The sequence below is a fragment of the Pseudofrankia asymbiotica genome (assembly GCF_001983105.1).
In the GTDB taxonomy this organism is placed as follows: Bacteria; Actinomycetota; Actinomycetes; order Frankiales; family Frankiaceae; genus Pseudofrankia; species Pseudofrankia asymbiotica.
Genome location: NZ_MOMC01000071.1, coordinates 18946 through 33529 on the forward strand (window position 1 = coordinate 18946; position 14584 = coordinate 33529).

Genomic DNA, 14584 nt, shown 5'->3' on the forward strand with positions numbered 1-14584 from the left:
CAGGGAGGTTCTCAGCCGTACACGAGGCGACGCAGCTGCCGCGCGGTCAGGCCGTCGGACCGGAACCGCTGGTCGGCCAGCTCCCGGCCGATCTGCCCGAAGATCGCGTCGTTGGTCAGTCCGTGGCGCTTCAGCTCGCGGTGCCGGCGGCGGACCCAGCAGTCGGGCGTCTCGTCGTAGTAGGCGAGAACATCGGCGACGACCCGGGCCGCCTCGGCCGGGCTCAGGTCCGTCGTCTGGGCCACGTGAGCGACGAGGTCGGCGGGCAGCGACACGGGCATGCGAGCCACGATGCCGGCCCGGCGGACGTCAGAGCCAGTTTCCTGCCCGGAATCGGGCAGGAAGTCGACCGAACGGGAGTCCTTCTCGCGAGCCGAGGCCCAAGCGGGAGGCCTGGGAGGCTGCTTTCACGTGGGTTTGGCCTGCGGCTCGGCCCGCGCCAGCGCCTGTCGCGGGGCTTCGGCGGGCAGGAGCCGACCGGTCGAGGCAGCCCGTGCCGCGCTCCATGATCTGGTGCGATTTCGGGAGCTACAGCGCCGAGGAATCCACCAGATCATGAACGGCTCGCGCGGACCGGCTCAGGGTGGACCCGCGTCCCCGGAACGGGCCTGGGCCGGCCGCGATCCGCGCCGCCCGATGGCCAGAACCAGCGCGGCGGCCGCCGCGACCAGCGCCACCACGAGCGGGACCGGGGTGCCCGCCGTGCCTGTCACGCCCGCTGCCCCTGTCGCGCCGGCCGCACGTGTCGCGCCGGCCGCACGTGTCGCGCCGGCCGCACGTGTCGCGCCGGCCGCACGTGTCGCGCCGGCCAGGCCCACCGGTCCGCCTTCCGTCGGGGAGGCTGCCGACGGCACATCCACGTACATCCGGACTCCGGCCCTGTTGACCGTCCGCACCCCTTCGGCCGTCGCCTCGCCAGGTGTCGGGGACACCCCCGCGGACTCGGCCCAGACGGCGCCGTAGCGCTCTCCGGGCGGGGCGTCCGGAGGCACGGCGATGGTCACCTGGACCGTGACCGGACGACCCCGCGACAGGGACACCTCGGACCGGTCGAGCGTCGTCCAGCCGGACAGGTCGTTCGCGGTCCGCTCGGGAGCGAGCTGGAAGTGCCCATTGGCGACGGTGGCCGCGGCGGGGTACATGGACAGCGGCAGGAGCTCGGCGGCGTCGGTGGACACCTCCACCTCGCGGGTCACGACCGCCCCGGGCCGGATGGTCTCCACGATGTACCGCGCCGCGCGTGGCCCGCCGGCCGCGGCGTCCTCGCCGGGCCTCGCGGGTCGAGGAAGCAGCGCGATCCCGAACGACGCCGCCGACGTCGCGGGCTCTGTCGCGCGCTCCGTGGTGGGCCCCGTCATGAGCCCAGACGCCGCCGCTCCCGTCGTGGTGCCCGCGGCCGGTCCGGCTCCGGCCCCACCGGTCCCACCGGCCGCGCTGGCCGGGCTGGAGGGGCCGCCGCCGGCGAGCAGGACGGCGAGCAGGACGGCGAGCAGGACGAGAGGTACCGCGGCGGGGGCGCAGAGACGGACCGCGCGCCACCTCCGCGACACCCAACGGGCGTGTATCCGTGGTCCTTGTGCCACACCCACCACCTCCAGTAACAATCTGAAGTCATTGGTGGACGAAGCGTGAAGACGACGCGCCACGGCACCCCGACTTCTCCGGGGCGAAGACCRCGGTTCAGACCGGGGCTGGGGGCTGGAGGATGGTGCGGACGGCCAGAGAACCGACCGGGCCGCGTGGCGTGGCCGTGCCACGTGGCGTGACCGCGCGACACGGCGTGACCGTGCCACGTGGCGTGACCGTGCTGACCCACTCGGTGGCCTGATTCCCAGCTCCGGCCCCGCGGGGTCAGCCTGGGTCGCTCGGGGTGTCCCGTGCGCCCGGGACTGGCCGCTGTGTCGTGAAGAGCTGGTACGCGGGGCGCAGCGCCTCGCGGAGGTCACCGAACGGTTCCACCGCCAGCGGCCCGCACAGCTCCAGCAGGATGTCGGGGCGCGCCGCCGGCGCGTGTCGATCAGGTGTGGCGCCCCGGCGGTCGGCGGGGGCAGGTGATGACCAGAACGCGGAGACGGACCGGGGGAGCGGCTCCGCGCCCTGGCCGGCGAGGCCCGTGGCCGTCGCTGTCGCCGGGGTGTCCGTCGCACCGGGGAGGCCCGGTGCCGTCCGAGACCATCCCGGTCCCGCCGGCCAGGAAAACGTGTCGGTGCCGCGCCCTGGGCGGGTGGCGGGGTGTGGGCGAAGGCGTCGGATCTCTCCCAGGAGGGCGTCGCGCTCCCGGCCGCGCAGCGCGAGGAGCTCGAACGGGTCGAGGTCGATCGCGTCGGCGAGCTGGTGGCAGGACGCCACGAGGTGCGCGCATGGCCGCTGCCAGTCGGAGCACGTGCAGTCCATCGCGAGGTCGTCGGCGCGGGTGGGGAAGAGGGACAGCCCGAGCGCGGTGAAGGTCGGCTCGATGCCCGCCGGCATCGAGCCGGCCAGCAGCACGGCCGCGTATCGCGCCTCGGACGCGAGCGCGTCCTCGACGCGGCGCCAGTCGGCGTCGCCGAACGTCCGGACGGCGAGCCGGGCCTTGTGCAGGTCCTCGCCCTGGTCGCGGACCATCGCGACGACGAGGTTGCCCGATCGCCGCACACTCAGCACGGCCTCGGTGCGCACCAGGGCGCGGCCGGCACGCAGCGGGTCGGGCAGGCTCATGCCCTCGATCAGCGCGAGGAACCGGGACGACCACCAGGCCCGCCCGCCTCGGCCCCCGCGGCGCCCTCCGCCTCCGCCTCCGCCTCCGCCGGCGCCGCCTCCGCCTCCGCCGGCGCCGCCTCCGCCTCCTGGGCCGACGGCGCCCTCGCCAGCGTCCAGGTCAGTCATGGACGGCCTCGGGCGCCAGTGCGACCAGGTCCCGCAGCTCGTCGGTGGACAGTGAGGCCAGCCAGCTCTCACCACCGCCGACGATGGTTCGGGCCAGCGCCGCCTTGTCCGCGAGGATCCGGTCGATGCGCTCCTCGAGCGTGCCCATGCACAGCAGCGTCTGGACCCACACGTCGCGTCGCTGCCCGATGCGGTAGGCGCGGTCCGTCGCCTGCGCCTCCACCGCCGGGTTCCACCAGCGGTCGATGTGGATGACGTGGTTCGCCGCGGTCAGGTTCACGCCGGTGCCGCCCGCCTTGAGCGAGAGCAGGAACACGCCTGGTCCGTGCCGGGTCTGGAAGCGCTCGACGAGCGTGTCTCGCTCGGTGGCCCCCAGGCCGCCGTGCAGGAAGGAGACCTCCACCCCGAGCCGGGTGGACAGGTAGGGCGCGAGCATGGAGCCGAAGCGGGCGAACTGGGTGAAGCAGAGCGCTCGCTCGCCGCCGGCGACGACCTGCGCGAGCACCTCCTCCAGCCGGGCGAGCTTCCCGGATCGGCCGGGCAGGGCCGACCCGTCCCCGAGCAGGTGGGCCGGATGGTTGCAGACCTGCTTGAGCCGCGTCATCGCCGCGAGCACGACGCCGTTGCGGCGCACCGGGGACGAGGCGTCCCGCAGCCGCGCCATCATGTCGTCGACGACCGCCCGGTACAGCGAGGCCTGCTCCGTCGTCAGTGTGCACAGCTGGCGAAGCTCCACCTTCGCCGGCAGGTCACGCAGCACCGACGGGTCGGTCTTCACCCGGCGCAGCACGACCGGGCGGATCCGCCGGCGCAGCCGGGCGGTCGCGTCGGTGTCGCCGTAGCGCTCGATGGGCAYGGCATAGCGGGCGCGGAACGAGCTGGCCGAGCCGAGCAGGCCCGGGTTGACCACGTGCATGATCGACCAGAGGTCGCCGAGCCGGTTCTCCACCGGAGTGCCGGTCAGCGCGATCCGGTGGCGGGCGGTCAGCTGGCGGGCCGCAYGGGCCTGTGCGGTCGCCGAGTTCTTGATCTGCTGCGCCTCGTCCAGGACGAGCCGATCCCACGCGACCGGGCGGAGCTCGTCGACGTCGCGGGCGAGCTGTGTGTAGGTCGTGAGGACCAGGTCATGCCCGGCGGCGGCTTCGGCCATCGCCACGGCCCGCGGCTGGTGGGCCGCGTGGTGGATGTGGACTCTCAGGCCGGGGGCGACCCGTTCCGCCTCCCGCAGCCAGTTCCCGAGTACCGAGACCGGGCAGACGACGAGGGTCGGCGCGCGGCGGCTGGTCCCCTGGCCGGCGCCCCGGGTAAGCAGCTCCAGCGCCAGGACCTGGATGGTCTTGCCAAGCCCCATGTCGTCGGCGAGGAGCGCGCCGATCCCGAGCCGGTCGAGCAGCGCGAGCCAGGCCAGGCCGTGCGCCTGGTAGGGGCGCAGGCGCACGCCCAGGCCGGCGGGCGGCTCGACCAGCGGCGGCGCCGCGTCCGGATCGCGGTCCGTGCCCGGATCGCGGTCCGGGCCCGGCTGGCGGTCCCGGTCCGTGCCGGCGAGCAACGCGCCGAGCCAGCCGTCCGCGACCACCTCGACCTCCGCGCCGGTAGCGTCGCCGCCGCCCTGGCCGAGGCCGAGACCCGTGTGGGCGAGGACGTCCCGGACGGTCATCCGGCCGACGGACTGCCGGGCCAGGTCGAGTCCGGCCAGCGTGGCGGGATCCACCCGGGTCCACCGGCCCCGGACCTTGATGAGCTCGGCCTTGGCCGTCGCGAGGCGGTCGAGCTCGGCGCGGCTGAGCTCGACGTCGCCCAGGCTGACGGCCCAGCGGAAGTCGACGATCTGGCCGAGATCCGTCGTGATGTCACGCAGGATCGGCGTCACCGGGTTCACCGCGCGCACGGTGAGCCGGGGCGTCGGCCGGACCGGCCGCGCCCACCACGACGGCACGAGCACCCCGAAGCCCTCCTGTTCGAGGGCCCCGGTCAGGCCCAGGAACTCCTGGGCCTGTTCGAGGTTCAGGTCCAGCCCTGTCGGACGGGCCTCACGCAGCGCCCGGCCGAGCCCCGGCCACACGGCGACGGCCCGCCCGAGCCCGGCGAGCAGCGACTCCTCGGCGTCGGTGGCCCATGTCCCCGGCCCGGCGGGCCGGCGTCGCCAGACCTGGCCGGCGGCCACCTGGACACCGGGGTCCTCGACCGCCTGCAGCAGGAAGTCGACCCGCCAGGCCTCGTCGTCGCCCGGGGCCGTCCTCGACAGGGCGCCCGGTTCGCCCAACCGGAAGCACACCCGCACCGGCCATGCCCTGGTGCCGCCTGAGTGCCACGTCCCGACCTTCGCGGCGAGCTCGCGGGCCGCGGTGCCCACATCGCCACCGTCGTCGTCGTCGACGGTGGCGACGACGACGACGTCGGTGGTGGTGGCGGTGCTGGTGGTGGTGCCGACGGTGGCCATGAAGCGCGGGTCGCCGCCGAGGGCCCGCAGCCAGCCGGCCGCCGCGCCGCCCAGTGACGAGCGCCGTGCCCTCGACGCCCCCGGGTTCCTTGGCGCGAGGCGGGCCCGCCGGAGCCGGCCGCGGGCGTGGGTGTCCACGAGGCCGTCGAGCGTGGCGCCCAGCGCCTCGGCCGGATCGTTCCCATCGGCGGCGTCCTCGCCGGCGGCCCGGAACGCCGGCGGCATGGCGTCGGTCAGCTCGTCGAACCGTCCGACGTCCGGCCCGGTGAGAACCGGCCGCCAGCGTGCCAGCGGCTGCGCGCCGTCCCACCCGACGGCCGGAAGGACCCGGCCACGATCGACCAGATCCGCCGCGAACGCGTCGACGGCCAGCAGGAACAGCGCCGAGGCCCCGAGCTTGAACGACTCGCCCGACTCCCGAGGTGGGCCGAGCACCAGCGGGGCATCCAGGTGGATCGTGTCGACCAGCCAGCGGCGCAGGACCGGGCCGTGAGCGTCCGTCCCCTGCCCGCCGGACTCGGGCGCGGCGTCAGCCACCGTGGCCGCGAGCATGGCCGTGAGGTCCGGCGACGCCAGCGGCCCCGTGGCCGCGCTCGGCAGGAGCACGGCGAGCCGCCCGGCCGCGGCGGACCGGCCGGTGGCGAGCGGCGCCAGCCTCGAGGCCAGGGCCGCGAAGGGATGGGGCGACGGCCCGTCGTCGGTTCCTCGCGGCGCCTGTCCCCAGCGCCGCGTGTCCTCGGCCCACAGCCGGGCCCCGCCGGTGGTCGCGCGGACGCCGTGCACGACCAGCATCGCCCCTCCTAGGGGCCGTTACCCGGGATCGGGCATCTCCACAGGGCTCGCCCACGAGCTTACGTAGGCCTCGGAACTGGCGGTGGACCGACAGCGGGCCGACGGTCGGCACCGTCGAGGGCGGTGCCCCAGCCGTCGGCGGTGCCGCGGCGCCCGCCGCTGACGGCACCGCCCCGGTGGCGGTCCGGTGCTCCCGGGTGGAGCCTGTGCTTGGCCCCGAGGACGGCACGCACCGTCGCCGCGGATCCGCGCATGGGGGCGGCGGCGAGGCCGTCCGCGGGGGTGGACGCTGCCGCTGCCGTTCGGCGACGGCCGGCACGCGCCGATCGCCGCGGAGGACCAGGCCCGCGTGATCACCGCGATCCTGCGGGATCCCGCCCTGCACGCCGGCTCCGGCGTATTCGCGAGCTCACTGGTCGCTGCTGCCGGGCCGCTTTTCGGCTCGCGTGTTCAAGGTGTGGGAGCGCGACGCGGCTTGGGCATCCGGTCGGCTGTCCGAGCCTGGTCCGACGCCGACGCCGACGCCGACGCCGACGCCGACGCCGACGCCGACGCCGACGCCCCGGCTGGGTGGACCTTGCGGTCCGAGCCCGGCCGGGGCGTGGGATGGCGATGTGCGTCAGGTCAAGGGGACGGTGGGGCGGTGGGTCGGGTCCTCAGCGGTTGTTGAGGACCTTCTCGAAGAAGTCCCGGTAGCCGCGCAGCGCCTTGCGGAGGTCCTCCGTGGACGCTTCGCCGTGCGTGTGCCACGCGTCCCGCAGACCCGTGTGCTCGCGGTTGATCCGCTCGGTCAGCGACCGCACGGCGTCGTCGACCAGTCGGTCGGCCTTCTCGACGGCCTCCCGCGGATGGTCGACGAACTCCAGCAGCACCTGCCGCCAGGCTCCGGACTGCCCGGCGCCCGTGGCGCCCGTCGCGCCCGTCGCGTCCGTGGTGCCCTTGTCTGCCTGGTCGCTCCTGTCGGCGTCGACGTCCGCGTCGATGTCCGTGTCCGCGGCGGGGTTGGTGCCGGCGGCGGTGCCGGCGCTGACAGGGGAGTCGACGTCGGGGTCGTCCACGCGGGCGTCGGGGTCGTCGACGCGGGCGTCGGTGCCGAAGGGGTCCTTGCCGGCGATGCCGGGTTCAGCGGCGGCGTGGCCGTCGGCGGGCGTCTCGGCGTAGATGTCGTCAACGGGGGCGCCGGTGTCGAAGGGCTCCTTGAAGGCGGTCCCGGTATCGGCCGCGGTGCTGGCATCAACAGGCTTGGCGGTGTCGGTGCCGACGGAGGCGTCGGTGCCGAAGGGGTCCTTGGCGGCGGTGCCGGTGCCGGTGGTGTTGTGGACGCCGACGGGCGTGTCGGTGTCGGGGTCGTCGGCGTAGGCGCCGGTGCCGACGGGCGCCTTGACAGCGGTGTACGGGACGGTGCGGGCGCGGTCGTCGGCGTCGACAGGCGCGTCGGCGTCGACGACGTCAGCGTCGGTGCCGGGGGCCGAGGACTGCGGGGTCGGCACGACCCCCCCGTCCGGGGTCACGACCCGGTGCTCCGCGGTGGCGTCCGCCGGCACGGGCCGGTTCGCGGGTGCGGCCGTGGGCGTGGGCGTGGAGGCGTCCGGGGACGCCGCCTCGTCCGCGGCTGGACGTCGTTCGAACAGGCTCATATCGAGTCCTCCTCTGTTGGCGGGATCTTGGGTGGCGGGTCTCCCGGACGGGCGGGACCACACCGGTTGGGGCCGAGGTGCGGGGCCGGTCAGGCGCGGCGGCGGTCCGATCCGGACATGGCCGCGGTCCGGTCGCTGTCCTGCGCCTTCGCCCGCCGCGGCTTCGCGTGCGCCGAGTCATCCACGAGCCACGCGAACAGATCCCGGTAGTGGACGAAGGACGACCGCAGCTTCTCGGTGCCCCTGTCGTTGACCTGGCTGGACGCACCGGCCTGGGCCTCCCGGTAGGACCCGGCGAACTCGGGACGGTCGGCCGAGATCAGCTCGACGCGCTCGTCGAAGCCCACCTCCGGATAGCCGCGGCTGCGCATCACGTCCGCGATGAGCAGATCCGCCTGCCGGGTGGCCTCCGCCGGGTCGTCCACGAACTGGGTCTGCAGCGCGTCCCAGCGGGCGACGTAGTCGGCTCGCTCGCGGTCCTCGAGGGGGCGGATGTGGAACTCGTCGCGGCGGCGCGCGATTTCCGCGAGTTTGAGTTCGGCGGTCCGCCGGTCACCGCTCTGCTCGACCGCGCGGTCGTATTCCGGACCGAACCGGCGGCGCAGCATAAGCGTGCCGCCCCCGCGCTGGCCGATACGGTGGATGAGCACGAACGCGACCACAGCCAGCGCAACCACACATAGCGCCAAAATGGTCCATCCCAATGCCGACATGGCGCAACCTCCGTGCGATCGCTGTCTGCCTGTTCCGTTTCGTCTGCTACGTCCGCTGCGGTACCCGGGAGCATCGGGGGTAAACACCGCGGATCGGTCGGCGGGCGACGGGGCGGGCCGCCCGATACCGTTCGTCCGGCACCGCGCTTCGCGAATATGCTGGTCACGGRCCTGCCCGTCGCGTCCCAGCCCGCGAGCCGAAAATGCGGCAGCCCGTCCAGAGGAGCCCTGGGCCGGGCATTCCAAAACGGTTCAGCACATGGACGCGCGGCCGAGGCGGCCTGATCCGACGGGACGGTGCGCGTGACCCGTCACGCCAGGGCGCGGCAGGAGAACAAGCGAACCAGGGAATCAACCCAAATCCGCGATGCCCTGCCCTGGCTCAATGCGACGGCGCCCCTTCGAAGAGTTGGCCCCGAGTTCGCCGCGCCGTCTGGCCACAACACCTTCATGGTTCCGTGCGCCTCGACTCCGCCTGATGGCGACATTGCCGGGTCAGGCCTGGTGATGGCGTGGACCAGCCCCCGATGCCGACGTGGTGACGGCCTCAAAGGCGCCGAGCCCCTAAATCCGCCCTGGGAGTCGCACACACTGCTACTTCACACGGTCTCCAGCCGCACGTCCCGCTCGGGCAGGCCGTCGACGGCTGGCATCCACGACACCCGGCGACGCCTCTCGCGCGGCAGGCTCCGCCGCGCGGCAGGCTCCGCCGCGCGGCAGGCTCCGCCGCGCGGCAGGCTCCGCCGCGCGGCAGGCTCCGCCGCGCGGCAGGCTCCGCCACGCGGCAGGCTCCGCCGCGCCGCGGGCTTGATCGCGGTTTCAGCCCGTGGTGGCCGCGGCCGCCGCGGCCGTTCGACGACAACCAGAGGGCGAGACCGGCGATCATTCGGGGTCATGGCGCCGAGGCATCCGTGGCGCCGAGGCATCCATGGCGCCCGCCGAGGCGCCGGCTGTCAGGCCAGTCCGGGCGCCGGCGCGGTGATCGGGCGGCGGATCCGGGCCGGCGATGGGGCCGGGGACGGCACCGGGACCGGGGCCGGATCGCGGAGCCAGTCCACGGTGAGCCGGTAGCCGGTCGCGATCAGGTTCCGGGTGCCGCGGAAGTCGAACGGGTTGACGGTCGCCGAGCCGGGCGTGGGCAGCAGGTAGACGGTCCCGCGGACGGCGGACATGTCGGCCCAGGCGGCGTTGCCAAGGATCTGGTTGACCGCGCGCAGTGCCAGCGCGAACGCGCCGCGTGGGACGAGCTCGGGGGTGGCGGCGCTCGGGGTCGGGCCGACCGAGGGCAGCACGTAGGTCGTCGTCGCCCCCAGACTCTCGGCCTGCCGGACCGGCGTGTCGGCGCTCACTCCGCCGTCGATGAGCCGCCGCCCCTCGATGGTGACCGGCGGGAAGACGCCCGGGTAGGCCGAGGTCGCCAGCAGCGCCTCGACGGCGTCGCCGTCCGAGAGCACGACCGGGTGCCCGGTCGCCAGGTCGGTGGTGACGACGTGGGCCGCGATGACCGTCTGCTCGAGCAGGGGCACCACCAGCCCGCTCTCCAGCAGGTGGCGCAGCCCGGCGCTGGAGGCCAGCCCGTCCTGCCGGCCGATCAGGCCGCCCACCAGCGCGCGGGGGGACAGCGGCGCCACGTCCTTGCGGCGCATCGCCGCCCACACCGCGGCGACCCGTTCGATGCCCGCCACGGTGGGATCGCTGGCGTACGCGACGGCGTTGAGCGCGCCGGCCGAGGCGCCCACGACGAGATCCGGGACGACGCCCGCCTCGGTCAGGGCCCGCAGCATGCCGACCTGGGCCGCGGCGAGGCTGCCCCCGCCCTGCAGGACGAACGCGACCCTGCCTTCGCCGGCCCCGTCCGGTTTGCCTGGGTCCCCGGCGTCCTCCGGCCTGCCCGAGTCCCCGCCGCCGCCGCCCCGCGGGCCGGCCGCCGGGCGGATGTCATCCTGCGGCTGGACCCGGGGCGGGGGCGACTGGAACAGCTGAGACGGCTGAGGGGGAAGCAGCGGCGCGGTCATCGGACCTCCCGGACGTGTCCAGTCGCCTCAAGGGCCCGCTGCCCACCTGGAGGGCACCGCCGCCCGAAAGCCAATGTCAGGCTATGACATTCCCCTCAACGTCGTCACCACCATGCGTTATGCCACATTACAGAAAGGGTGTGGCAGGGCACGTTCGGTAGTCTGTTCCGCCTTTCGGGGGGTAGTCCCAGGTGTACCGGCGCGCTCTCGCCGTCGGGCTGTGCCGGCGCTGGTCGCGGTGTCGGGTACGGACCGATATCGTCCGGGTTCATGCAGAATTCGTTCTGCTCGTACTGCGGTACGAGGTACGGGGCCGACGCGACGTGGCCCCGGGTGTGCGCCGCCTGCGGTGAGACGACGTGGCGCAACCCGACTCCGGTCGCGGTGGCGCTGCTGCCCGTCGTCATGCCCGAGGGCACGCGCGGTCTGGTGGTGGTGCGCCGCGACATCGACCCCGGACGCGGTGAGCTGGGGCTGCCCGGTGGCTTCATGGAGGTCGGCGAGGTCTGGCGCGAGGCCACGGTCCGGGAGCTGCGCGAGGAGACCGGGATCCTCGCGGACGCGGACGACGTCCGGCTGTTCGACGTGCACAGTGGCCGGGACGGCGGGGTCCTGCTGGTGTTCGGCCTGCTGCCGGAGCGGCCGTGGGCCGAGCTGCCGCCGGTGACGGCCACGGACGAGACCACGGAGTGGCTGGTGCTCACGGAGCCGCGCCCGCTCGTGTTCCCCACGCACACCGACGCGATGGCGGCCTACTTCGCCCGGCTCGACGGGCACGCGACGGTCGCCACCACCTGACCGGCGTCGAGGTCAGCGTCGCCGTGGGCGGCGCTGACCTCGGCGCCGACCTCGGCGTCAGTGTTCGCCGGGCTGGTGGCCCTGAACCGTCGACGCCTGGGGAACTGACAGGGCCGCCGGCTGATCGGGCCCTCCCTAGACTGAGTACGTGCCGATCGTCCTGACCGTCCTCGACCGCGTGCGCTGGCGCGGTCAGCCGGTGGTCGGCGAGCGGCCGCAGGCGTTGCTGGCCGCTCTCGTCGTCGGCGGCGGCCAGGCGGTGCCGAGCGATCGGCTGGCCGAGGCGGTCTGGGGCGAGAACGGACCGGGAAACGCGGGCAAGGCGCTGCAGGTCCTGATCTCGCGGACGCGCGCCCAGTGCGGGCCGGACGCCGTCGTCCGGGACGGTGACGGTTACCGGCTTGGCGTCCCCGTCGACCAGGTGGACGCCTTGCGACTGCGCGACCTGACCCTGCGCGCACGGCGCCTGCTCGCGGCCGGTGACGTGCTCGCGGCCCGCGCGGCCGCGGCCGAGGCCATGGCGCTGACGGAGGCGCGGACGGCGGCCCAGGACGGGGACGACCACCCGCTGGCGGAGCTGCGCCGGGACGCCGCGGCGCACCGGGCGGAGCTCGCCGGGCTGCTGGGCCGCGCGCTGAGCCTGAGCGGAGAGCACACGTCCGCGCTGCCGCGCCTGGGTGAGGCGTTCGACCGGGATCCCTCGGACGAGGCGGTGCTCGTCTGCCTGCTGCGAAGCGAGGCGGCGGTGCGGGGCGCCGGCGCGGCGCTCGACCGGTACGAGAGATACCGGGCCGAGCTTCGTGACCGGCTCGGCGTCAACCCGGGCTCCGGGCTCGAGCGGGTGCACCAGGAGCTGCTCCGCCTCGACGAGCCGGTGCGCGCGGGCCTGCACTACGACACAAGCGCGCTGATCGGGCGCGCGGACGACCTCAGACAGCTCGCGGCGCTCGTCCACACGTCCCGGGTGGTCTCGATCGTCGGCCCTGGCGGGCTGGGCAAGACCCGGCTGGCCCATGTGCTCGGCCGGTCGGTCGAGCTGCCGGTCGTGCATTTCGTCGGGCTGGTCGGAGTCACCTCGCCGGAGGACCTGATCGGCGAGGTCGGCTCGGCGCTGGGGGTGCGCGACTCGGTGCACGGCCGCCGGACGTTGACGCCCCAGCAGCTCGCCGACGTGCGCGGGCGGATCGCCCAGCATCTCAGCGCGGCGCCCAGCCTGCTGATCCTCGACAACTGCGAGCATCTCGTCGACGCCGTGGCCGACCTGGTCGCGTTCCTCGTCGCCACCACCAGCGACCTGCGCGTGGTCACCACGTCGCGCGCGCCGCTCGCGATCAGCGCGGAACGCGTCTACCCGCTCGGCTCGCTGCGCGAGACCGAGTCCGTCGAGCTCTTCCGGCAGCGAGCCGTCGCGGCCCGGCCCGACGTCCAGCTTCCCGACGACGCGGTGACCGACATCGTGACCCGGCTGGACGGTCTCCCGCTGGCCATCGAGCTCGCCGCCGCGAAGGCGCGGATGATGTCCGTGGAAGAGATCCGCCGGCGGCTGGAGGACAGGTTCGCCCTGCTGCGCGGCGGGGTCAGGAACGCCCCCGACCGGCATCGCACCCTGCTCGCCGTCATCGACTGGTCCTGGAACCTGCTGGCGGAGCGGGAGCGGCGCGCGCTGCGCTGGCTCGCGGTCTTCCAGGACAGTGTCACCCTCGCCGCGGCCGAGGAGGTGCTCGGCGCGGACGCGCTGGGCGCGGTCCAGGCGCTGGTGGACCAGTCCCTGCTGACGGTCGCCGAGACGAGCGCCGGCGTGCGGTACCGGATGCTGGAGACGGTGCGCGAGTTCGGCCGGATGCGTCTCGCCCAGGCCGGCGAGCAGGAGGCCGCGCAGGCGGCCCGGCGCGCGTGGGCGATCCGCTACGCGAGCGTCGCGGCGCGGGACCTGTTCGGCCCGGAGCAGCTCGCGGGCATCGACGCGCTCGCCGCGGAGGAGACCAACCTGGCGGACGCGCTGCGCCAGGCGCTGGCCGGCGCCGACCCGGAGGCCGTGGTCCAGGTGCTGTGTGGCCTGGGCGGGCTGTGGTCGGTCAGGGGTGAGCACACCAGGATGGCGGCGTTGGCGGGCACCGTCGCCGAGACCGTCGCCGGCTGGTCGCCACCGGCGGAGCTGGCCGACCCCACCCGCGCGGCCATGGTGATCGTGATGCAGAACGCCATGATCGGGCCGGCGAGCCAGGCGCTCGGGCCGGTTCGTGATCTGCTGGTGCGGCTGGGGGTGGACGAGAAGGGCGACACCCGGATCAACGCCATGGTCACGGTGCTGCTCGCGCATGACCCGGCCCACGCCGGGGCTCTGGAGACGCGGCTGGACGAGCTGGCTGACTCCCCGAACCCGTCCGTCGCGATCGCGGCCCTGCAATGGCGCAGCTATCTGCTCGAGAACGCAGGCGACCCCATGGGCGCGATCAACGCGGCCGAACGCGCGCTGGCCCTGATGCGGGATGCGTTCGACGGCCCTTGGGTCGTGGCGGTGCTGAACGCTCATCTGGCCGGACTGCACATGCAGCTGGGTCATCCGGACCTGGCCGTGCCGCGCGCCCTCGCGGCTTTACCGGTACTCCAACGGCTCGGCGCGCTCGACGACCTGCTCCAACTTCACTCGGTCCTCGCGCTGTGCGCCCTGGCCACCGGGCGTCTCGACGAGGCTGAGGAGCACCTCGACCGGATGGACCGGCTCAAGGAGGCCGACACCGTCCTCGGTGGTCTGTTCGCCTTCGGGACCGTCACGGGAGAGCTCGCGCTGGCGAAGGGAGATCCGGTCGCCGGGCTCGCGGCGTTCCGCGCGGCCRCCACGCGCCTGCGCGCGTTCACCTTCCCCGGCCAGACGGCGACGGGGGACGAGCCCTGGATGCTGTTCGGCGACGCGAGCCTGCTGACCGCGCTCGCCTATCACGCGACGGCCGACGACGAGGCCGAGGGCGCGCAGCTGTGCCGCCTGTTCCGGGTCAGGACGTCCCGGGCCCTGGGCCTTGGGGACCCGTTCCTCGACTACCCGGTCTGCGGCATGGCGCTGTTCGCGCTCGGCGCCTGGGGCCTGCTCCGGTCGGCGGTGCCCCCGGCCGAGGCGGTGCGGCTGCTCGTGCTCGCCGAGCGGTTCGCCTACAACCGGATGATGCCGACGATGGCCTGGGAGAAGATCGCGGCCTGCGCCGAGGAACGGGCGCCCGGCCAGGTCGCGGCGCTGCGGGCCGAGTACGGCGACCGGCGCGGGCCGGATCTGGCCGACGAGGCRCTCCGCGTCGTCGACCAGATCGGCTGAGCCCCGAACTCGCGACC

At 74.5% G+C, this 14584-nt stretch carries 9 protein-coding genes; 2 read left to right on the forward strand and 7 right to left on the reverse strand.

Features of this window, described 5'->3' with window-relative positions; all coding sequences use genetic code 11:
- Positions 1 to 11: 11 nt before the first annotated feature.
- The 7 genes from BL253_RS30665 to BL253_RS30700 form a co-directional block, all read right to left on the reverse strand.
- Positions 12 to 281, reverse strand: coding sequence for a hypothetical protein (locus tag BL253_RS30665; RefSeq protein WP_076820797.1), 270 nt, complete (start codon positions 279 to 281; stop codon positions 12 to 14).
- A gap of 297 nt (positions 282 to 578) precedes the next feature.
- Positions 579 to 1583, reverse strand: a complete 1005-nt coding sequence (locus tag BL253_RS42545) for a hypothetical protein (RefSeq protein WP_158230452.1) — start codon at positions 1581 to 1583, stop codon at positions 579 to 581.
- Positions 1584 to 1851: 268 nt separating this feature from the next.
- Entirely contained in the window at positions 1852 to 2865 is a 1014-nt protein-coding gene (locus BL253_RS30675) for an SWIM zinc finger family protein (RefSeq protein ID WP_076820799.1), read from the reverse strand.
- A complete protein-coding gene (locus tag BL253_RS30680) occupies positions 2858 to 6097 on the reverse strand; it encodes a DEAD/DEAH box helicase (RefSeq protein WP_076820800.1) in 3240 nt (1079 codons plus the stop codon). The genes BL253_RS30675 and BL253_RS30680 overlap by 8 nt, the downstream gene beginning before the upstream one ends.
- A gap of 656 nt (positions 6098 to 6753) precedes the next feature.
- Positions 6754 to 7734: a hypothetical protein gene (locus BL253_RS30690; protein WP_076820802.1), complete on the reverse strand. Its 981-nt coding sequence runs from the start codon at positions 7732 to 7734 to the stop codon at positions 6754 to 6756.
- 89 nt (positions 7735 to 7823) lie between these two features.
- A complete protein-coding gene (locus BL253_RS30695) occupies positions 7824 to 8411 on the reverse strand; it encodes a hypothetical protein (RefSeq protein WP_241835296.1) in 588 nt (195 codons plus the stop codon).
- A 989-nt stretch (positions 8412 to 9400) separates the two neighbouring features.
- Positions 9401 to 10462, reverse strand: a complete 1062-nt coding sequence (locus BL253_RS30700; RefSeq protein WP_076820804.1) for a patatin-like phospholipase family protein — start codon at positions 10460 to 10462, stop codon at positions 9401 to 9403.
- Between the two features lie 270 nt (positions 10463 to 10732).
- On the opposite strand from BL253_RS30700, the gene BL253_RS30705 reads away from it, so the two are divergent.
- Together BL253_RS30705 and BL253_RS30710 are read left to right on the forward strand one after the other, a co-directional pair.
- On the forward strand, positions 10733 to 11260 hold the full coding sequence (locus tag BL253_RS30705; protein ID WP_076820805.1) for an NUDIX domain-containing protein: 528 nt from the start codon (positions 10733 to 10735) through the stop codon (positions 11258 to 11260).
- Between the two features lie 148 nt (positions 11261 to 11408).
- Complete coding sequence (locus BL253_RS30710) at positions 11409 to 14567, forward strand: ATP-binding protein (protein ID WP_076820806.1); 3159 nt, start codon at positions 11409 to 11411, stop codon at positions 14565 to 14567.
- Positions 14568 to 14584: the final 17 nt, after the last annotated feature.

What these genes read in the sequence shown, in the direction of transcription:
- BL253_RS30690 (WP_076820802.1), bottom strand. Translation starts at nt 7,734, where the DNA reads ATGAGCCTGTTCGAACGACGTCCAGCCGCGGACGAGGCGGCGTCCCCG.
- BL253_RS30705 (WP_076820805.1), top strand. Translation starts at nt 10,733, where the DNA reads ATGCAGAATTCGTTCTGCTCGTACTGCGGTACGAGGTACGGGGCCGAC.
- BL253_RS30665 (WP_076820797.1), bottom strand. Translation starts at nt 281, where the DNA reads ATGCCCGTGTCGCTGCCCGCCGACCTCGTCGCTCACGTGGCCCAGACG.
- BL253_RS30700 (WP_076820804.1), bottom strand. Translation starts at nt 10,462, where the DNA reads ATGACCGCGCCGCTGCTTCCCCCTCAGCCGTCTCAGCTGTTCCAGTCG.
- BL253_RS30675 (WP_076820799.1), bottom strand. Translation starts at nt 2,865, where the DNA reads ATGACTGACCTGGACGCTGGCGAGGGCGCCGTCGGCCCAGGAGGCGGA.